The sequence below is a fragment of the Rhodobacter ferrooxidans genome (genome assembly GCF_000176015.1).
In the GTDB taxonomy this organism is placed as follows: Bacteria; Pseudomonadota; Alphaproteobacteria; order Rhodobacterales; family Rhodobacteraceae; genus Pseudorhodobacter_B; species Pseudorhodobacter_B ferrooxidans.
In genome coordinates this window covers 60,286-76,972 of sequence record NZ_ACYY01000012.1, presented here as the reverse complement: position 1 = coordinate 76,972, position 16,687 = coordinate 60,286, and the positions used below count along the sequence as shown (strand labels likewise).

22 protein-coding genes are annotated in these 16,687 nt (G+C 62.6%); 7 read left to right on the top strand and 15 right to left on the bottom strand.

Annotated features, from left to right (window positions below):
* The first annotated feature begins 182 nt into the window (after nucleotides 1–182).
* Both RSW2DRAFT_RS10215 and RSW2DRAFT_RS18695 read left to right on the top strand, forming a co-directional pair.
* Complete coding sequence (locus tag RSW2DRAFT_RS10215; RefSeq protein WP_008030638.1) at nucleotides 183–542, top strand: hypothetical protein; 360 nt, start codon at nucleotides 183–185, stop codon at nucleotides 540–542.
* The gene (locus tag RSW2DRAFT_RS18695) at nucleotides 542–664 is read left to right on the top strand and encodes a hypothetical protein (protein WP_257724885.1); all 123 of its coding nucleotides are present in this window, start codon (nucleotides 542–544) and stop codon (nucleotides 662–664) included. Before RSW2DRAFT_RS10215 ends, RSW2DRAFT_RS18695 begins: the two co-directional genes overlap by 1 nt.
* A 112-nt stretch (nucleotides 665–776) precedes the next feature.
* Here the strand turns inward: RSW2DRAFT_RS18695 and RSW2DRAFT_RS10210 are convergent, their stop codons facing one another.
* The 3 genes from RSW2DRAFT_RS10210 to RSW2DRAFT_RS10200 all read right to left on the bottom strand — a co-directional run bounded on the left by RSW2DRAFT_RS10210 (nucleotide 777) and on the right by RSW2DRAFT_RS10200 (nucleotide 4,252).
* Nucleotides 777–1,250 (bottom strand): DUF411 domain-containing protein, encoded by a 474-nt coding sequence (locus RSW2DRAFT_RS10210; RefSeq protein ID WP_008030637.1) that lies wholly within the window; start codon nucleotides 1,248–1,250, stop codon nucleotides 777–779.
* Between the two features lie 81 nt (nucleotides 1,251–1,331).
* Complete coding sequence (cueR, locus tag RSW2DRAFT_RS10205) at nucleotides 1,332–1,769, bottom strand: Cu(I)-responsive transcriptional regulator (RefSeq protein ID WP_008030636.1); 438 nt, start codon at nucleotides 1,767–1,769, stop codon at nucleotides 1,332–1,334.
* Nucleotides 1,766–4,252: a heavy metal translocating P-type ATPase gene (locus RSW2DRAFT_RS10200; protein WP_008030634.1), complete on the bottom strand. Its 2,487-nt coding sequence runs from the start codon at nucleotides 4,250–4,252 to the stop codon at nucleotides 1,766–1,768. Before RSW2DRAFT_RS10200 ends, cueR begins: the two co-directional genes overlap by 4 nt.
* A 160-nt stretch (nucleotides 4,253–4,412) precedes the next feature.
* On the opposite strand from RSW2DRAFT_RS10200, the gene RSW2DRAFT_RS10195 reads away from it, so the two are divergent.
* Together RSW2DRAFT_RS10195 and copM are read left to right on the top strand one after the other, a co-directional pair.
* Nucleotides 4,413–4,601, top strand: coding sequence for a heavy-metal-associated domain-containing protein (locus RSW2DRAFT_RS10195; RefSeq protein ID WP_008030632.1), 189 nt, complete (start codon nucleotides 4,413–4,415; stop codon nucleotides 4,599–4,601).
* An 89-nt stretch (nucleotides 4,602–4,690) separates the two neighbouring features.
* The gene (gene copM / locus RSW2DRAFT_RS10190) at nucleotides 4,691–5,041 is read left to right on the top strand and encodes a CopM family metallochaperone (RefSeq protein WP_449314181.1); all 351 of its coding nucleotides are present in this window, start codon (nucleotides 4,691–4,693) and stop codon (nucleotides 5,039–5,041) included.
* A gap of 148 nt (nucleotides 5,042–5,189) precedes the next feature.
* Here copM and RSW2DRAFT_RS10185 read toward each other — a convergent pair whose 3' ends face one another.
* The 5 genes from RSW2DRAFT_RS10185 to RSW2DRAFT_RS10165 form a co-directional block, all read right to left on the bottom strand.
* On the bottom strand, nucleotides 5,190–5,660 hold the full coding sequence (locus RSW2DRAFT_RS10185; protein ID WP_008030629.1) for a DUF411 domain-containing protein: 471 nt from the start codon (nucleotides 5,658–5,660) through the stop codon (nucleotides 5,190–5,192).
* A gap of 17 nt (nucleotides 5,661–5,677) precedes the next feature.
* Nucleotides 5,678–6,277, bottom strand: coding sequence for an SCO family protein (locus tag RSW2DRAFT_RS10180; protein ID WP_040671988.1), 600 nt, complete (start codon nucleotides 6,275–6,277; stop codon nucleotides 5,678–5,680).
* On the bottom strand, nucleotides 6,274–6,747 hold the full coding sequence (locus RSW2DRAFT_RS10175) for a copper chaperone PCu(A)C (RefSeq protein ID WP_008030626.1): 474 nt from the start codon (nucleotides 6,745–6,747) through the stop codon (nucleotides 6,274–6,276). The genes RSW2DRAFT_RS10180 and RSW2DRAFT_RS10175 overlap by 4 nt, the downstream gene beginning before the upstream one ends.
* 6 nt (nucleotides 6,748–6,753) lie before the next feature.
* Entirely contained in the window at nucleotides 6,754–7,347 is a 594-nt protein-coding gene (locus RSW2DRAFT_RS10170; RefSeq protein ID WP_008030624.1) for an SCO family protein, read from the bottom strand.
* Nucleotides 7,348–7,437: 90 nt separating this feature from the next.
* Nucleotides 7,438–8,763, bottom strand: coding sequence for an Nramp family divalent metal transporter (locus RSW2DRAFT_RS10165; protein ID WP_008030623.1), 1,326 nt, complete (start codon nucleotides 8,761–8,763; stop codon nucleotides 7,438–7,440).
* 120 nt (nucleotides 8,764–8,883) lie between these two features.
* Between RSW2DRAFT_RS10165 and mntR the strand changes: the two genes are divergently transcribed.
* Nucleotides 8,884–9,342: a manganese-binding transcriptional regulator MntR gene (mntR, locus tag RSW2DRAFT_RS10160; protein WP_040671987.1), complete on the top strand. Its 459-nt coding sequence runs from the start codon at nucleotides 8,884–8,886 to the stop codon at nucleotides 9,340–9,342.
* A gap of 24 nt (nucleotides 9,343–9,366) precedes the next feature.
* Here the strand turns inward: mntR and RSW2DRAFT_RS10155 are convergent, their stop codons facing one another.
* From RSW2DRAFT_RS10155 to RSW2DRAFT_RS10135, 5 genes are read right to left on the bottom strand one after another with little or no spacing between them, the layout of a single operon-like run.
* A complete protein-coding gene (locus RSW2DRAFT_RS10155; protein ID WP_008030621.1) occupies nucleotides 9,367–10,026 on the bottom strand; it encodes a DsbA family protein in 660 nt (219 codons plus the stop codon).
* Nucleotides 10,023–10,460, bottom strand: a complete 438-nt coding sequence (locus tag RSW2DRAFT_RS10150; RefSeq protein WP_008030619.1) for a disulfide bond formation protein B — start codon at nucleotides 10,458–10,460, stop codon at nucleotides 10,023–10,025. Before RSW2DRAFT_RS10150 ends, RSW2DRAFT_RS10155 begins: the two co-directional genes overlap by 4 nt.
* A complete protein-coding gene (gene lspA / locus RSW2DRAFT_RS10145; protein WP_008030617.1) occupies nucleotides 10,447–10,932 on the bottom strand; it encodes a signal peptidase II in 486 nt (161 codons plus the stop codon). Before lspA ends, RSW2DRAFT_RS10150 begins: the two co-directional genes overlap by 14 nt.
* A complete protein-coding gene (locus RSW2DRAFT_RS10140) occupies nucleotides 10,929–11,552 on the bottom strand; it encodes a methyltransferase family protein (RefSeq protein ID WP_008030613.1) in 624 nt (207 codons plus the stop codon). The genes lspA and RSW2DRAFT_RS10140 overlap by 4 nt, the downstream gene beginning before the upstream one ends.
* A 4-nt stretch (nucleotides 11,553–11,556) precedes the next feature.
* The gene (locus RSW2DRAFT_RS10135) at nucleotides 11,557–13,869 is read right to left on the bottom strand and encodes a heavy metal translocating P-type ATPase (protein WP_008030612.1); all 2,313 of its coding nucleotides are present in this window, start codon (nucleotides 13,867–13,869) and stop codon (nucleotides 11,557–11,559) included.
* Nucleotides 13,870–13,961: 92 nt separating this feature from the next.
* Between RSW2DRAFT_RS10135 and RSW2DRAFT_RS10130 the strand changes: the two genes are divergently transcribed.
* Entirely contained in the window at nucleotides 13,962–14,408 is a 447-nt protein-coding gene (locus RSW2DRAFT_RS10130; protein WP_008030610.1) for a MerR family transcriptional regulator, read from the top strand.
* Nucleotides 14,405–14,740 carry a YnfA family protein gene (locus RSW2DRAFT_RS10125; protein ID WP_008030608.1) on the top strand — a complete coding sequence of 112 codons (336 nt, stop codon included), beginning with the start codon at nucleotides 14,405–14,407 and terminating at the stop codon, nucleotides 14,738–14,740. The genes RSW2DRAFT_RS10130 and RSW2DRAFT_RS10125 overlap by 4 nt, the downstream gene beginning before the upstream one ends.
* Nucleotides 14,741–14,990: 250 nt before the next feature.
* Here the strand turns inward: RSW2DRAFT_RS10125 and RSW2DRAFT_RS10120 are convergent, their stop codons facing one another.
* Both RSW2DRAFT_RS10120 and RSW2DRAFT_RS10115 read right to left on the bottom strand, forming a co-directional pair.
* Nucleotides 14,991–15,863 carry a hypothetical protein gene (locus RSW2DRAFT_RS10120; RefSeq protein WP_008030597.1) on the bottom strand — a complete coding sequence of 291 codons (873 nt, stop codon included), beginning with the start codon at nucleotides 15,861–15,863 and terminating at the stop codon, nucleotides 14,991–14,993.
* 13 nt (nucleotides 15,864–15,876) lie between these two features.
* The gene (locus RSW2DRAFT_RS10115; RefSeq protein ID WP_008030596.1) at nucleotides 15,877–16,605 is read right to left on the bottom strand and encodes a HupE/UreJ family protein; all 729 of its coding nucleotides are present in this window, start codon (nucleotides 16,603–16,605) and stop codon (nucleotides 15,877–15,879) included.
* Nucleotides 16,606–16,687: the final 82 nt, after the last annotated feature.

Sequence of the window (16,687 nt, the reverse complement as noted above, 5' to 3'; positions counted from 1 at the left end):
AATGTCGCCACGATCTGCGGATCATTTTGACGTAGTGGCAGTGTCCAAAACGCCTTTTCTACCGTTGCGGTCTTTCACAGAGGGCTTTGGGGACAGTTTCTGCCGCGCAGGTAGTTCGCTTCCCTGCCCGAATGTCAGCTTTGTGACTTGTTTCCGAAGCGGCTTCTGATGACTTTCTATCGATGAACATCGGTCTGGTTGCGCATGCGCTGAACTTTTTCGCCCGCGTATTGCGGGCCTGCGCCATCATGGTCGGCCTCGGGCTTGTGATGTTGAGCTCCAGCTATTGCCCAACGGGTCAGACCGACTGCGCCATGGCAGGCATGGACATGGAAACCCAAGATGGCGTTTGCGTTTTAGCCTGCGGTGTTCCATTCCAATACAGCGTTCAGGTCGCACCCGCCTTTGTCGGCAAGATATCCGTTCTGCCCGTCCCGAAGGTCCCGCGGATCGCGGGCATCCTGACAGAGCCGGATGTGCCGCCCCCCGATCCCTTGTTTGAGATGACACTCCCGATTCAACCTCATCAAGGAGACCTATGATGAAAACCACACTTGCTGCTGCGGCAGTATTGCTCGCCTTTGGCGGCGCCGCCTTTGCGGCCTCGGATTGCTGCGGTGATTTGATGGCCTGCTGTGCTGCGATGTTCGAGTGCTGCTTCTGATCCGCACTTGACCAAACAAGGGGAACGCCAGCCTTCGGGCTGGCGTTTTCGTTCCAGGAAGGCCGCTGGCTAGGTTCGTTCGGCTTCTTGCCTGCTTCGGACCTGACCGTGTTCAGGCAGCCGGATAGGACGCGAACACCATGGTCGCCCCATCGTGCCCGATCAGGATCACGTCATAGGCTTCGCGCTGGTCTTCTGGTCCCATTCCGGGTGAGCCGATGGGCATGCCTGGGACCGACAGACCAATGGCCTCGGGCCTTTCGACCAGCAGTCGGCGGATGTCGGCGGCGGGTACATGGCCCTCGATGACATAGCCAGCGATCCGGCCGGTGTGGCAGGACACAAGGCCCTCTGGCACCCCCGCCGTCTGCTTTAGGTCGGCGAGTGCGTCATACTCCAGATCCTGTGCAGTGACGGCAAAGCCTGCGTCTTGCAGATGCGCGATCCAATCGTGACAGCATCCACAGGTGGCCGTCTTGAAGACTTCGATCGTCTCCAAGTCTTGAGCAAAGGTCCGGCCTGGAAGAATGCCGAGGCTGATCAGACTGGCGGCCGCGGACAGGACATGGCGACGAGTGAGGGTCATTGGGTCTCTCCAGCGAATGTAATTAGTTGAAAGGAAGTTTGGCCCGCTGCCACTGAAAGGCAAGTGGCTGGGACGTCGCGGTTATCGATTGAAGCCCGGCCCGCTGTGGCAGGCGGGAGCAACGAGTGATGCCTCCCCCTCGAGATCGGCCAGGATCGGGCAATCGGGCCGATCATCGCCGGAACAACCCTGCGCCAGATGGTCAAGCGTGGCGACCATGCTTTCCATCTCCACGATCTTGCGGCGCAGGCCAGCGATCTGGGCCTGTGCCAGCTGCTTGACGTCCGCGCTGTGGCGGCTGCGGTCCCGCCAAAGGGCCAGAAGTTCGCCAATTGCTTCAACCTGAAAACCCAGATCGCGGGCGCGGCGGATGAAGCGCAGCATCTGGACATCGGTGCCGGTATAGGTGCGGTAGCCCGATGCGGTGCGCCCGGCTGAAGGGATCAAGCCAGTCTGCTCATAGTAGCGGATCATTTTGGCTGAAACGCCCGAATGCTTGGCGGCTTCTCCGATGTTCATGCCGTTTCTCCGTTGGTTTGCGTTGGCTGGAAGCGGCGCAGGCACAGGGCATTGCCCAGCACGAACACGCTGGACAGGGCCATGGCCCCCGCCGCAAAGACGGGCGACAGGAGGATGCCAAAGGCTGGATAAAGCGTCCCTGCCGCCACCGGGATCAGGGCCGCGTTATAGACAAAGGCCCAGAACAGGTTCTGCCGTATATTGCCCATCGTCGCCCGGCTGAGGGCGATGGCATCGGGCACGCCGGTCAACCGGCCCGACATCAGCACGACATCTGCCGCCTCGATCGCAATGTCGGTGCCCGTTCCGATGGCAAGACCCACATCCGCCTCGGCCAGAGCTGGGGCATCGTTGATGCCGTCCCCGACAAAGGCCAGCGGACCGTGATCTCTGCGCAGCCGCTGGATTGCCTCGACCTTGCCGCCCGGCAGCACCTCTGCAACGATTTCATCAATGCCCAGTTGGCGGGCGATAGCCTGCGCGGTGCGGGCGTTGTCGCCGGTGATCATGGCGACCTTCAGGCCAAGGTCATGCAATGCGCGGATCGCTGCAGGGGTTGTCGGCTTGACCGGATCGGCCACAGCCAGCATCGCCGCCAAGCGACCGTCGATGGCTGCATAGAGCGGTGATTTGCCCTCCGCCCCCAAGCACGCGGCCTCTTCGGAAAACGGGGCTACGTCCAGCCCCATCCGGGCCATGTAGCGGTCTGCGCCGATCTGCACAGGCACCCCGCCCGCCATGGCCGTGACGCCGAACCCGGTTTCCGAGGCAAAGTCGGTCACAACGGGCAGGGTCAACTCCTCGGCCGCGGCTGCGGCCACGATGGCGCGGGCAATGGGGTGTTCCGATCTGGCCTCGACCGAGGCCACCAACGCCAGCACCCCGGCGCGGTCATACCCGGGGGCCAGGATCAGGTCGGTCAGTGCGGGCTTGCCGGCGGTTAGCGTTCCAGTCTTGTCCAGCGCCACGACGCGAACTGATTGCAGCGCTTGCAACGCCTCGCCCTTGCGGAACAGCACGCCGAGTTCCGCCCCGCGCCCAGTGCCGACCATAATGGACGTGGGCGTCGCCAACCCCATTGCGCAGGGGCAGGCGATGATCAGGACCGCCACAGCATTGACCAGACCGAAGGTCAGCGCCGGGTCGGGGCCAAAGATCAGCCAGACGGCAAAGGTCAGCGCCGCCAGCCCCATCACCACTGGCACGAACCACAGGGTGATGCGGTCCACCAGCCCCTGGATGGGCAGCTTGCCGCCTTGGGCCGCCTCTACCATGCGGATGATCTGCGCCAGCATCGTCGCCTCGCCCACCGCCGTCGCGCGGAATGTGAGCGCGCCGGTCTGGTTGACCGTGCCGCCCGTGACCGCAGCCCCTGCGGCCTTGGCGACCGGGGCGGGTTCGCCGGTGATCATGGACTCGTCGATCCAGCTGTCGCCCGCTGTCACTTCGCCATCGACCGGCACGCGTTCGCCGGGACGCAGGTCCAGAAGATCGCCCGTCCGCACCTCGGCAATAGGCACCTCGACCACAGTATCACCGCGATGGACACGGGCCATGCGCGGCTGCAAGCCGACCAACCGGCTGATCGCCTGCGACGTGCGGCCCTTGGCCCGCGCCTCCAGAAACCGACCAAGCAGGATCAGCGTGACGATCACCGCCGCCGCCTCGAAATAGACGTTCACCGTGCCCGGCGGCAGCAGGCCCGGCAGGAAGGTCGCCACCACCGAATAGGCAAAGGCCGCCGTTGTGCCCACTGCGACAAGACTGTTCATGTCGGGGGCAAGCCGCCACAGTGCGGGATAGCCCTTGAGATAAAACCGCCGCCCAGGCCCCAGCAGGACCAGCGAGGTCAGCACGAACTGCAGGACCCAGCTTGTCTGCATCCCGATGGTTGTCATGATCAGGTGGTGGATGGGCGCAAAAAGATGCGAGCCCATTTCCAGCGCCAAGACGGGCAGGCTCAGCGTTGCCGCAATCAGCAGGTCGCGGCGCAGCAAGGCCTCCTCCGCCTGTTTGCGCGCCGCGCCTTCGGCATCGCCGGCGGCCGAGGCTTGAACCAGCCGCGCGCCATAACCGACCGTCTCTACCGCATTTTGCAACAGAGCGGCGTCTGCCGTCCCGGTCACGGTAGCCCGTTCGGTGGCCAGATTGACGTTGGCCGACACAACGCCCGGCACTGCGGTCAGGGCCCGTTCTACCCGCGCCACACAAGAGGCACAGGTCATGCCTTCGATGGCAATATCCACAGTCTGCGAAGGCACGGTATAGCCCACGCGGTCCACCGCCGCGACCAGAGCCGCGCGGTCAATCGGCGCCGCTGACAAAACTTCCGCCCGTTCCGTTGCCAGATTGACGGTTGCGGACGTGACGCCCGGCACCGCCGTCAGCGCGCGTTCCACCCGTACCACGCAGGAGGCGCAGGTCATGCCATCGACGGGCAGGCTCAAAGTGACGGGGGCCGGTGGGGTAAAGGGAGCGTTCATGGCGACTGTCCTGATCAGAAAAGTGTCGGGTCGCACTCACAGATAGGCCTTCCCATCATTGGAAGGTCAAGCGTCAAATTACACAAAAACGTGCTCTTGACCTTCCAACGCTTGGAAGCCCCATGTCCTATGCAGCGAAGTTCAACCGAACGAGGATGCGATGCAGTTCCATATTGAAACAATGACCTGCGGCGGCTGTGCCCGGGGTGTGACCAAGGCGATCCAGAGCGTCGACGCCACCGCAACCGTGCAGGCCGATCCGCCTAACCGCCGTGTGGAAGTGACCACCACTGCGCCGCGCGACCAGATCGTTGCCGCCCTGACCGAAGCGGGCTTTGCACCCGCGTAACCGACCCAAAGGAGAAGAAAATGAAAAAGACCGTTCTTGCCCTGACCGCTGCCACCCTCGTTGTGGCAGGCGGCATTGCCTTTGCCCAGATGGAAGGCATGGACCACGGCAACATGGCCGGCGGATCGATGGAAGGCATGGCCATGATGGACCATTCCGCGCTGATCCCGCCCGAGTTTGCCAATGACCCGGCCACGAACGCCTATGCCGACGCCATGGACAAGATGATGGCCGATATGATGGTGCCCTACACCGGCGATCTGGACGTGGATTTCATGGTGGGGATGATCCCGCATCACGAAGCCGCCGTCGCAATGGCGCGTGTGGCACTGGAACATGGCACCGACCCCGAAGTGCGCGCCCTGGCCGAGGAGGTCATCGCGGCCCAAGAGCGCGAGATTGCACAGATGAAAGCCTGGCTGGCCGCACGCGGTCAGTGAGGGATTGAGCGCAGAGGGCTGTCTTCCATGGCCCTCTGCCCTTGCTCGCATCCTGAAGCGGACGCCGGTTCGGCATGCTCGCCGCTGACTGGTCGAGCAACTAGGATGAGAGCCTCCGGTCGCTCCTGACCACTCGCCCGGAAAGCATTCAAGCTTCGGGATAAGACGTGAATACCGAGGTCGTCCCGTCGCGCGCTATCAGGAAAACCTCATAGGCATCGCGGTCAGTTTCGTCCCCCATGCCCGGCGAGCCATAAGGCATGCCGGGCACCACAAGGCCGATGGCATCCGGGCGCTCCTGCAGCAGGCGGCGGATGTCCGCAGCAGGAACATGACCCTCGATCATGTAACCGTCGATCTTTCCGGTGTGGCACGAGGTCATGCGCTGTGGAATGCCGTTCTCGAGTTTGTAATTGATCAGCAGCATACCGTAGAGCTCTTCCTCGGTGACGGTGAACCCTTCCGAGCGAAGGTGTTCCACCCAAGCCGAGCAGCACTCACAGCCCGTGCCCTTGGCGACGTGGATCGGCGGCAGGGTTTCGGCGTGAAGCGGCAAGGCCGAGACCAGACCGAGCGACGCGGTCGATATGAGAAGGCTTCGACGGCTCAGTTGCGGCATGTGAAAGCTCCAGGTCTTCAGGTCAGGATGTGGCGGATTTTCGGGATGGCGAACCGGCGGTCTTCATGAAAGTCGATGATCGACGTGAATTGGCCCTCAGCGGCAAAGAGAAAGACACCCGCCGTGTGGTTCATCGTGTAGCCGCCGTCTCGCGGTAGTTTCTCAAATATCGCCCGGAAGTCAGCGGCGGCCTTTTCAAGCTCGGACAGCCGACCTGTCAGCCCAACGATGCGCGGATCGAAGTTCGACAGATATTCAGCCAGAATGGCGGGCGTATCACGTGCGGGATCGACAGAAATCAGGGCCACGTTCAGCCGATCAGCCTCTGGACCAAGGTCGGCCAGCCAGTCAGAAATGTCGTTCAGCGTTGTCGGGCAGACGTCGGGACAGAAGGTGAAGCCGAAAAACACCATCGTCGGACGGCCAAGCCACTGTGAAGGTGCAAAGGGCTGACCATTGTGATCCGTCAGGCTGAAGGACATGTCCCTGATCGGGATTGGCAGCAGATCTCGTCCCGTCATTGGTTGCCCCCCGGATCGCCACCAGCCCAGAGTCAGCATGAAGCCCACCCCCCCAACGGCCAATGACGCCCCTGTCAGGACCTGACGCCGGTTCACGGTTGCGCGTCAGGGCACTCAGCCTCCTTGGCCCCCATGCCCAGCACATCAACGGTCACCGTCAAGTCGCCTGCGGTCTCGAACGTCAGGGTCAGCGGAAAGGAATCTCCCTTCTTCAACGCCAGCGTCAACCCCATAAGCATGCCGTGAAACCCACCGGGTGCCAGCGCCGCCGTCTGGCCCGCAGGCACGGGCATCGACATGGTATGCGGCATCGAGGCGATGCCATCGCTCACAACGGTTTCATGCAGCATCGGCATCCCGGCAATGGGCGTCGCCACCCCGATGAGCGCATCATCAGTGCTGCCGGTATTGCGAATGCTCAGGTAGACGACGCCGGGTCGATCCGCACCAATCGTGGCGCGGGACCAGGCATGTTCAACCTCGATATCGCCAACGCGTACAGTTTCGCACGCGAGGGCGGGCATCGCCGCGAAGACTACGAGGGTTGCAAGGATCAGGCGCTTCATGGAGTCTCACAATCTGGGTTGCAGGTCGGCAAGAATGTCGGTGGCGGGGGTGCCGTAGGTGAATTGGCGCAGCCAATCCCCGTCCGGCCCGATCAGGTAGAGCGCAGGGCTATGGGACATCGTATAGCCATCCGGCGCTGCGGCATCGTCCTGGCGTTCGAAGAATATCTTGAAGCTTTCTGCCGCGGCGCGAGTCTGCTCTGTGTCCCCGGCAAGCCCCAGGATCGTTGGGTGGAAGGCTGCGGTAAACGCGGCCAGACCAAGCCTGCGGTCCCGCTCGGGATCGACGGAAATGAACAGCGGCTGGACGTTTTCGGCCTGCTCGCCAAGATCATCCATGACTTGAGCGACTTCAGCCAGCGTCGTTGGGCAGACATCGGGGCAGTTGGTGAACCCAAAGAATACCAACAGATGCTTGCCCGCGAAATCTGCCGGGGTACGCAGCCGCCCCTCTGCATCTGGCAGCGAAAAGGTCGGCCGAAAGGCCGCTTCCGCCACGGAGACCGGCGCACGGTCCGAGAAAACCATTAACGCCCCATAGGCAAGTGCGGCAACGCCCGCCGCCGCCCAGAGTATTTTCTGCAGTCTTGTCAAACGCATCCGCCGCCCACTCCGCAATTCTCGGTGTCTAAACCCTCCAGTAGCTTAAGCTACAAGCCGGAAATCACACCTTCACCGAAGGGTGAATTGTCAGCCCAGAAGAACGGTCGACAGCAGGTTCACGTTCAGCACGATGATCAGGGCCGCAATCAGCCAACAGAGGCCGGTCAGCCAGCGGGGTGCTACGAGTTCGCCCATCTTGGCGCGGCTGGCGGTGAACATCACCAAGGGAACGATGGCGAAGGGAAGCTGGAACGACAGCACAACCTGACTGAGGATCAAGAGCTGCCCGACTCCTTCGCTGCCGTAGATCAGGATCACGAAGATGGCCGGCACGATGGCAAGGCACCGCGTGATCAAGCGCCGTGCCCAGGGGGCGATGCGCAGGTTGATGAACCCTTCCATGACAATCTGCCCTGCCATGGTGGCGGTGACGGTGGAATTGAGGCCCGCACAGAGCAACGCCACGCCAAACAAGATCGGTGCCAGGGACGACCCCAGCAGCGGTTCGAGAAGGAGATGCGCCTTGTCGATCTCGGCCACATCATTCTGACCAACTGTATAGAACGTGGCGGCTGCCAGGATCAGGATCGAGGCGTTGATCGTCAGCGCGAACATCAGCGCGATGGTGCTGTCCCATGTCGCCAGACGCAGCGCCTCGCGCTTGGCGGGCAGATCGAGACCGAAGGCGCGGGTCTGCACGATGCCCGAGTGCAGGTAAAGGTTGTGGGGCATGACGGTCGCGCCGATGATCCCGAGCGCCAGAAACAGCATGGTCGGATTGTTGAATATGTCTCTGCTGGGGGCGAACCCGGCGATCACCTCGCCCCAGACCGGGTCGGCCTGGGCGATCAGGACGACAAAACATGCGGCGATCAGCGCCATGAGCGAGATGATCAACGCCTCAATCCAGCGGAACCCCTTGTTCTGCAGCCACAGGATCAGGAACACATCGGCGGCAGTGATGAAGATGCCGATTTCCAGCGGGATGCCGAACAGCAGGTTCAGACCGATGGCGGTGCCGATCACCTCGGCCAGATCGGTGGCGATGATGGCGCCTTCAGCCAGCAGCCAAAGCGGCACCGACATCCATTTCGGGAAAGCGTCGCGGCAGGCCTGCGCCAGATCACGCCCCGAGGCCACTGCCAGCCTGGCGCACAGCGATTGCAGCAGGATCGCCATGATGTTCGACAAGAGCGCCACGAACAAGAGCGTGTAGCCGAACGCTGCCCCGCCTGCGAGTGACGTGGCCCAGTTGCCGGGATCCATGTAGCCTACGGCAACGAGGTATCCGGGGCCGATGAACGCAAGAAACCGACGAAAACGGCTGGTGCCACCATTGCCGACCGCGATGCTGCGGAAGACCTCGGACAGCGAGGGCGTCTCACGCTCCCGGCGCCAGGCGTTTGCGGGCATAGGACTTGTCTTTCTATAGTCGGAGATAGCGCGCCAAAGTCTTGGCGCATAAAGTTAGACAATGCTAACAATCAGAGGTGCGACTTTACTTGTCAATCCTCCATGTGCGACACTAAGCTTATGACACAGCGTGATCTTGCAAATCCGACACCTTCCGTGACCGATGGCCGCCCCGCAGACCTGCGCGCCGAGGCGTTTCAGGGCGTCCGGGATGCGCGCAGCCGCGAACTGGCCGAGGACTATGTCGAACTGATCGCAGAACTGATCCACGACCATGGTGAAGCCCGCCCGGTGGAGATCGCCGCGCGCCTTGGCGTGAGACCGCCCACTGTGACAAAAGCATTGGACCGTCTGGCCCGCGAGGGCCTGATCACCCGCGCAAAGTATCGCTCGGTCTTTCTGACGGATGAGGGCCGCGCTCTCGCCCGGGAATGCCGCCGTCGGCATGAGATCGTGCTGCGTTTCCTACTCAGTCTCGGACTGGACGCCGAGACGGCCGAGCGCGACGCCGAAGGCATCGAACATCACGTCAGCGAACGGACGCTCGCTCTCTTTGCCGCCTACGCCAGCAAGTCCTGATCGCGCCGCTCCTGAACGCCCCCGTCAGGCATTCTCAACCGCGAACCGGACGTCGGCTATCAGGCTTTCGGCGCTGAAATTTTCCAGTCGCTTGCCATTCAAGAAAAACGTGGGTGTCTGTCGAATGCCAAGAGCTTCGACGTCCGCCATGTCCTGATTGAGGGTGCCGGTAATCCCCGGGAACAGCTTGTCGGTTTCGGCACGTTCCACATCGAGACCCGCATTGGCGGCAATTTCCCATGCGACGTCCATTTCCGGCGATCCGTGGACGGCCCAGCCGGGTTGTTCTTCAAAGAGCGCGTCGAGCACTGGTTCGAATTTATTCTGCATCCGCGCCGCCTCGAGGATGCGTGCTGCTTCGTCTGAGCCCTCATGGAAGAGAGCATAGCGCAACACGATTCTGACCTGATCCGGAAACATGCGTCGGATTTCTTCGACGACCGGATGGTAAGCGCGGCAGGCCTCGCAGGAGGGGTCGAAGAATTCGACCAGCGTGACCGGCGCATCTTCCGGGCCAAAGCTGGGAGAGTGGGGGCGGACAAGAAGAGCCGGGTCCACGGCCGGGGTCGCGGCGGCGACCGCTTCGGCTCCGGCCTGACGCTGGCGGTTCAGGAAAAAGGCTCCGCCCCCGAAGGCGGTAAGCCCGAGGGCTGAGGCCCCTATCAACAAAGTGCGGCGGTTCATGCACGGCTTCCTTTCGGCAAGATGAGACAGACGAGGATCGCGGCAAATGCTGCCAGCGACAGGTAGGGGATGGGGATGCCCAGAATGATCTGTGCAGGACCCGAGCAGGACGGGCCGTCCTGTGTGCAAGGGGCAACCGCTTCCGGGATTAGTCCGATGGTGAGCCCGGAATGCCAGCCTGCCAGGGCCAAGCCTGCAACTACGAGCGGCAGGGCATAGAGACGCGCCATGCCGTCTCCGCGCCACAGCGCTATGCCAAGGATCGGCACCAGTGGGAACATCGCGATGCGCTGATACCAGCACAGGGTGCAAGGCATCTGCCCCAGCACCTCGCCGATGAAGAGTGCTGCAAGCGTTGCTGTGAGCGCAGTCAGGAATGCCGACGCAAGCAGAAGGTCGTCACGCGACAATTGCGAAGATTCAGCGTTGGTCATGAGCAGTCTCCTTGCGCCGGCAGGCGGGAACGGAGGCTGCGATTATGCATGCCGCACCAACCGTGATGGCGATATCCGCGACGTTGAACGTCGGCCAGTGCCAGTCGCGCCAATAGAGGTCAAGGAAGTCGGTCACCGCGCCTTGCCTCAGCCGGTCAACGATGTTGCCGAGTGCCCCGCCCGTGACGAAAGCAAATCCTACGCGTTCGAGTGCCGCGCGAGTGCGGAATGCCATGGCGGCAAAGATCAGGGTCAAGGCTCCGGTCAGGGCAGCCATCAGCAAGGGCCTTCCTGCCATGACACCGGACAGCATGCCGAAGCTCGATCCTTCGTTGAACCCAAGCCCCAGATTTACGCCAGGAACAATGGCAACTGGCTCGCCGACTGTCAGATGTGCCAAGGCTGCGGCCTTAATCAGTTGATCGGCCAGTGTGGTGGCCGCGATCAAGACGAGCGTAAGTCGCGCGCTCATGGCAATTCCCGGCGATTGAAGCCCATCCAGCGCGGAACCGACGCTGTATAGCGGTCATAGTCTGACCCGAGGGACGCGCGCAGCGCAGCCTCTTCGGACCGGATCTGTGTGCTGGCGGACCAAAGAAACAGGATTGGTGCCATGACGGTCGGGACGGAAGGCACTGTGAGGGCAACTCCGGTAAGCAAGGCAGCCTGTCCGACAAATGTCGGGTTGCGGCTGAACCGGTAGAGCCCGCCCGAGACGAGATCGCCGGTCTCGCCGCCCACCACACCGACGCGCCAAGAGGAGCCCATCGACATTTGCGCCGCAAAAGCCACCATCGCGCCAAGACCCGCGATGAAGATGCCGATCAGGCCCAGTGCTATGGCATTTCCTTCCGTCCAGAGCGGATCGACCTTGTGCAGCACGGGCACGGCCAGCCAGAGAAGCGGCCCGAAGAACGCGAGTGCAAAGGCCGCGCGGAACCCGGTGGCGGCAAGTCGGTCACGCCCCTTCGCCCGCGCAAACAGCCAGACGGGCCGACCTGCGGCTTGGGCCGCAAGGGCGCTACCCCAGAAGAACAACGCCAGATAGCCGAACAGAAGGGCCAGTGCGGCCCAGCCGAAACCAGAGATCATCGGATCAGCCCTCGCGTTCCGGATTGAACCGCAGCAGGCGCAGCGCATTCAGCGTGACCAGCACCGTCGCCCCTGTATCGGCCAGAATGGCGATCCAGAGGCCAGTCATGCCCAGCACCGTCGTCACCAGGAACACGGCCTTCAGCCCTAGGGCGATGGTCACGTTCTGGCGGATGTTGGCCATGGTGGCGCGGCTCAGCCGGATCAGCCCGGGCACGTCCGTCACCTTGTCGCGCAAGATCGCGGCATCGGCCGTTTCCAGCGCCACATCGGTGCCCGACCCCATCGCCACGCCGACGCTTGCCTGTTTCAGAGCGGGCGCATCATTGATGCCGTCACCGATCATCATCACGCCGCCGCCCTCGGCCATCGTCTTGATGAAGTTCAGCTTGTCCTCGGGCATCATGCCGGCGCGGAACTCCATGCCCATGCCGCCCGCGATGGCCGCCGCCGTGCGTTCATTGTCGCCGGTCAGGATCACCGACCCCACGCCAAGCGCCTTCAACTGCTGCACCGCTTTGATCGCGTCCGCGCGTGGCTCGTCGCGCATGGCAATGATCCCAAGGCCACGACGCTCGCGGTAGATCACCACCGCGGTCTTGCCCTCCTCCTCCAACTGCGTTGTCCGCCGCAGGCCAAGCCCGTCCAGTGCACCCGCGTCCATCGCATGGCGGGGTGACGCAACCCACGCTTTGGCGTCACCGACGATGGCCTCGACGCCCTTGCCGATGATCGCCTTGGCCTCGCGCGACGGCAGGGCGGTGACGCCCGCCTCCTTGGCGCGGTTCAGGATAGCGATGGCCAGCGGGTGGCTTGAGCCGTTCTCGACCCCGGCAGCGACCGCCAGCAGTTCAGCCTCGGTCACACCGTCGAAGGCGATGACGTCGGTGACCACGGGGCGGCCATGGGTCAGCGTGCCGGTCTTGTCGAAGGCTACTTTCGTCACCTTCGCGGTCGCCTCGATTACGGCACCCCCCTTCATCAACAGCCCGCGCCGCGCCCCTGCCGACAAGGATGAGGCGATGGAAGCGGGAACCGAGATGACCAGCGCGCAAGGGCAGCCGATCAGCAGCAGGGCCAGACCGCGATAGATCCAGGTGTCCCACGCCTGACCAAAGGCCAGCGGCGGCACCAGCACGACGAGCAGCGAAACGCCGACAATGGCAGGCATGTAGATGCGGCTGAATTTGTCGATGAATCGCTCGGTCGGCGCACGCGAAGTTTCGGCTTCTTCCACCAGCTTGATGATCCGCGCGATGGTGTTGTCCTCGGCGGCCTTGGTGACCTGCACGCGCAAAGCGGCCTCAGTGTTGATCGAGCCTGCAAAGACCGCATCGCCCGGCCCCTTGGTCACCGGCATGCTTTCGCCCGTCACCGGGCTGTCATCGACGCCCGAGGTGCCCTCGACAATCTCGCCATCCGCAGGAATCCGGTCGCCGGGGCGGACCAGCACCCTCTGGCCGATGCGCAGCGTGTCGGCGGCAACCTCGCGAGTGGTACCGTTCTCCTCGACCAGCGCGGTCTTGGGGATCAGGTTTGCCAGCGCCCGTATGCCGTCGCGCGCCTTGTTGGCCGCCACGCCTTCCAGCACCTCGCCGACTGCGAACAGGAACACGACCAGCGCCGCCTCCTCCGCCGCCCCGATGAACAGCGCACCGACGGCGGCAATGGTCATCAGCATTTCAATAGTGAAAGGCATTCCGGCTTGCAGCGCCGAAAACGCCCGCCGCGCCACCGGTGCCACACCGATCAGGCAGGCCGCGATGAACGCCCAGTTTGCGATGTCTTCGGACGCCAGTAGTTTGACCGCCCAAGCGGCACACAGCAGCAGGCCGGTACCGATGACCAGGCGGCCTTTGCCGGTTTCATACCAGCGCTTGCCCCGGTCGGCAGGGTCGTTGTGGATGTGGCCGGGCGCGCCATGACCATCCTCGCTGTCGACAGGGGCGGGGGTGACGTTTGCCATCGTGTCGGACGAAGCGACGTGGTCGTGACCGACATGGTCCGCGTGATCAGGTCCAGCGTGGTGATCGTCTTTCCCGGCGTCCAGCGCACCGGGCATGACGAACGCCTTGGCCTTTTTGGCCTTGGTGGCCCCGATGCCAAAGCCCAGCTTCGTCACCGCCGCCTCGATCTTGTCGCGCGGCGTGGTGCCCGGCTCCAGCTTAAGCGTCAGCTTTTCCGCCATGACCGCTACGTTGACGTCGCTGACCCCCGGAAGCCGCTCCACTGCCGTCCGGATCTTCACGGCACAGGATGCGCAATCCATTCCGGTGACGACCCACTCCTGCGATTCGGCCTCTGATTTCTGTGCCATTTCAAGCCTTTCCCACCGGAGCCTTGGCACCGGTTGCAACTGTTCAGGCTCCTCTGTAATCTCTCTAGTAACTAGAGGTGCAAGGACAAACCATGCTCACCATTGGAAAACTGAGCGATGCCGCCGGGGTCAAAGTGCCGACCATCCGCTACTACGAAGAGATCGGCCTTCTGCCCGAGGCCGAACGCAGTGCAGGCAATCAACGGCTTTATGGCCAAAAGGCACAAGAGCGGCTGACCTTCATCCGCCATGCCCGCGAACTTGGGTTCCCGCTCGATGCGATCCGAGACCTGCTCAGCCTTTCAGACCGGCCAAACCAGTCCTGTGCTGCGGCCGATGCCATCGCCTCGGCGCAGCTTGCAGCGGTCGAAGCGCGCATTGCGCGGCTCGTGGCGCTCAAGGCCGAGCTGGAAAGGATGCTCGTCCAATGCGCGGGGGGCGTGATTGCCGATTGCCGTGTGATCGAGGTCTTGGGCGATCATACAAAGTGCCACGCGGACCATGCCCACGCCGGACACCTGATCGAGGTCGCCGGATGAGTTCCGCCCCGACCGTGGCGCTCTATGCCCTTGCCGCACTGGCCGAGATCGCCGGGTGCTTTGCCGTCTGGGCCTGGTTGCGGCTTGGGGCCTCGGCGCTGTGGCTTGTGCCGGGTCTTGCCTCGCTTGCTGCCTTTGCCTGGCTACTGACATTGGCCCCGTCCGATGCTGCCGGGCGGGCCTATGCGGCCTATGGCGGAGTCTATATCGCCGCGTCGCTGATCTGGCTTTGGGCAATCGAGGGCCAGCGCCCGGATGGCTGGGATGTCACCGGGGCCGCGGTCTGTCTGATAGGGGCGGCGATCATCCTGTTTGCGCCGCGCGCCGCCTGATCCCGTCATGCCGTCAGGCGGGGACAATTTTGATGCTGAGGGAGCAATATGTTGGCAAGTCGCTGCGTCAAGGGCTGCCGGGCTATGGATTTTCGGAAAACCAGAAGCCATCCAGACTCTTGCCCATTGGACTTGAGTGGCAGCCTGCTGGGAGAAGTCTGGACCAGATGGAGATGTCTGGCAGGGAGTTCTCTCCGACCTTCCCGCCGACGTGACGGCCCCTTACAGGGCCGCCACGGTGCTGTATTGCTCAAGGGGCCTTCAGTTCCGCATAGTCCCCGGCAGTCCGCAACGTCATGGTCACCGGGGCGTCCGTGCGGTTGCGCCAGAACCATCCGTGATTTCCGGTGAACGCGGCAGTCAGTTCGCCTGCTTGTTCAGGCACGCCACGTCCGGTCTCGTAGCTGATCTTCTGTCCGCTGCCGTCGCCATGGGTATCGTAGTTCACGACGGCACCATTCGCGGTCCATTCGAAGCGTGCGGTCTGGCCTTCCTCCATGACCAGCTTCACCTCGATCCCTTCGCCGGGGGCAAGTGTGTAGCTTACTTCGTCACGCCATTCCGACGTGATCGCTTCGGCAACCGCCGCTTCGACGGCTGGCTCAATCGCGGCTGCTTCGGCCGCAGGCTCAGAGTTTGTCGCCGTATCTTCCACCACGGGGGTGGCTTCAGGCGAAACCGCTTCCGGTGCCGCCTGCGGTTCCGGCTCAACGACGACCACTTCTTCTCTCGGTGCGGTCTCGACTGTGGGCGCAGGAGCCTCAGTCACAGGGGCACCAATAATGGCCCCGATGGCCAAAAGCTGAGCTTCCATCCGGTCCAGCCGTGCCATCACTGCAGGGTCGAGAACAACAGGCGTTGCTGCAGCATCCGCCTCAGCCTCGGCATAAAGCTGCTGCTTGATCTGGCCCATCTCGGTCAGTCCAAGCACAGCACCAAAACCGGTCGGATCGATCCCGTATTCTGACGGGAGATAGACAATCGTGAGGACGGCAAGCGCCGCCACGCCTGAAAGCATGGTGGACCGGATCAGGCCTCCAGAGGTGGTTTCGACGCTACGGATCTTTGCGCCTGCACGCGGCGGAACCTGGGGTGCGCGGGTGATATCGAATTTGTTGTTCATTTGCGATTTCTCTTCAGGACATGGCCAGACCGATGAGCTGCAAGCCCATCAGGTAAAAACCCAGTCCCATCATAATGACGTTTGCACTGTAGGCTTGGCGCTCGAACGAGGGTGTCGCGCGCCAGCGCTGCATGACGACCAAGATCATGGCCAAAGCTGTAAGTTGACCAAGTTCGACGCCGACGTTGAAGGCGATCAGATTGGTCAACAGCCCGTCCGGCGAGATCTCATATTCGATGATTTTCGAGGCAAGGCCGAAGCCGTGCAGAAAGCCGAAAATCAGCGTCGCCACCTTGGTATTTGGCTGCACTCCGAACCACGCCCTGAAGGCGCCGAGGTTATCAAGCGCCTTGTAGATCACAGAGAAGCCGATGATCGCGTCGATGATGTAGGCGTTGATACCAAAGTTGAACCAGACGCCAATGATCATCGTCGTCGAATGGCCGATGGCGAAAAGGGTGACGTAAAGTCCAATCTCCTTCATTCCATACAGGAAGAAGATCACGCCAAAGAGGAAGAGGATGTGATCATATCCGGTCACCATGTGCTTGGCGCCAAGGTAAAGGAACGGGACGATCTGCGGCCCGGTAATTTCCTGAATATAGCCTTTGTCGCCAAGGGTGACGGCGTGGGCGAGTGCCGCTTCTGCCCAGAGAAGCGTTATTGCGATTGTGGCAAGCAGGACCATGACCCTTAACGGGCCGTGATCCGCAAACCACGGGGTTTGCGTCCGATGACTCATGGTTGTTTCCTTGAAGAGGTGTCTCGAAAGGTTGACGCCGCAAACGGCGGCAGGTCAGACGTCGAGACGCGGGGGCCTTCGT

Bases quoted from the DNA above. Each gene is read 5' to 3' on its own strand.
- RSW2DRAFT_RS10215 (WP_008030638.1), top strand. From the start codon at position 183: ATGAACATCGGTCTGGTTGCGCATGCGCTGAACTTTTTCGCCCGCGTA.
- RSW2DRAFT_RS18695 (WP_257724885.1), top strand. From the start codon at position 542: ATGAAAACCACACTTGCTGCTGCGGCAGTATTGCTCGCCTTTGGCGGC.
- RSW2DRAFT_RS10210 (WP_008030637.1), bottom strand. From the start codon at position 1,250: ATGACCCTCACTCGTCGCCATGTCCTGTCCGCGGCCGCCAGTCTGATC.
- cueR (WP_008030636.1), bottom strand. From the start codon at position 1,769: ATGAACATCGGAGAAGCCGCCAAGCATTCGGGCGTTTCAGCCAAAATG.
- RSW2DRAFT_RS10200 (WP_008030634.1), bottom strand. From the start codon at position 4,252: ATGAACGCTCCCTTTACCCCACCGGCCCCCGTCACTTTGAGCCTGCCC.
- RSW2DRAFT_RS10195 (WP_008030632.1), top strand. From the start codon at position 4,413: ATGCAGTTCCATATTGAAACAATGACCTGCGGCGGCTGTGCCCGGGGT.
- copM (WP_449314181.1), top strand. From the start codon at position 4,691: ATGGAAGGCATGGACCACGGCAACATGGCCGGCGGATCGATGGAAGGC.
- RSW2DRAFT_RS10185 (WP_008030629.1), bottom strand. From the start codon at position 5,660: ATGCCGCAACTGAGCCGTCGAAGCCTTCTCATATCGACCGCGTCGCTC.
- RSW2DRAFT_RS10175 (WP_008030626.1), bottom strand. From the start codon at position 6,747: ATGAAGCGCCTGATCCTTGCAACCCTCGTAGTCTTCGCGGCGATGCCC.
- RSW2DRAFT_RS10170 (WP_008030624.1), bottom strand. From the start codon at position 7,347: ATGCGTTTGACAAGACTGCAGAAAATACTCTGGGCGGCGGCGGGCGTT.
- RSW2DRAFT_RS10165 (WP_008030623.1), bottom strand. From the start codon at position 8,763: ATGCCCGCAAACGCCTGGCGCCGGGAGCGTGAGACGCCCTCGCTGTCC.
- mntR (WP_040671987.1), top strand. From the start codon at position 8,884: ATGACACAGCGTGATCTTGCAAATCCGACACCTTCCGTGACCGATGGC.
- RSW2DRAFT_RS10155 (WP_008030621.1), bottom strand. From the start codon at position 10,026: ATGAACCGCCGCACTTTGTTGATAGGGGCCTCAGCCCTCGGGCTTACC.
- RSW2DRAFT_RS10150 (WP_008030619.1), bottom strand. From the start codon at position 10,460: ATGACCAACGCTGAATCTTCGCAATTGTCGCGTGACGACCTTCTGCTT.
- lspA (WP_008030617.1), bottom strand. From the start codon at position 10,932: ATGAGCGCGCGACTTACGCTCGTCTTGATCGCGGCCACCACACTGGCC.
- RSW2DRAFT_RS10140 (WP_008030613.1), bottom strand. From the start codon at position 11,552: ATGATCTCTGGTTTCGGCTGGGCCGCACTGGCCCTTCTGTTCGGCTAT.
- RSW2DRAFT_RS10135 (WP_008030612.1), bottom strand. From the start codon at position 13,869: ATGGCACAGAAATCAGAGGCCGAATCGCAGGAGTGGGTCGTCACCGGA.
- RSW2DRAFT_RS10130 (WP_008030610.1), top strand. From the start codon at position 13,962: ATGCTCACCATTGGAAAACTGAGCGATGCCGCCGGGGTCAAAGTGCCG.
- RSW2DRAFT_RS10125 (WP_008030608.1), top strand. From the start codon at position 14,405: ATGAGTTCCGCCCCGACCGTGGCGCTCTATGCCCTTGCCGCACTGGCC.
- RSW2DRAFT_RS10120 (WP_008030597.1), bottom strand. From the start codon at position 15,863: ATGAACAACAAATTCGATATCACCCGCGCACCCCAGGTTCCGCCGCGT.
- RSW2DRAFT_RS10115 (WP_008030596.1), bottom strand. From the start codon at position 16,605: ATGAGTCATCGGACGCAAACCCCGTGGTTTGCGGATCACGGCCCGTTA.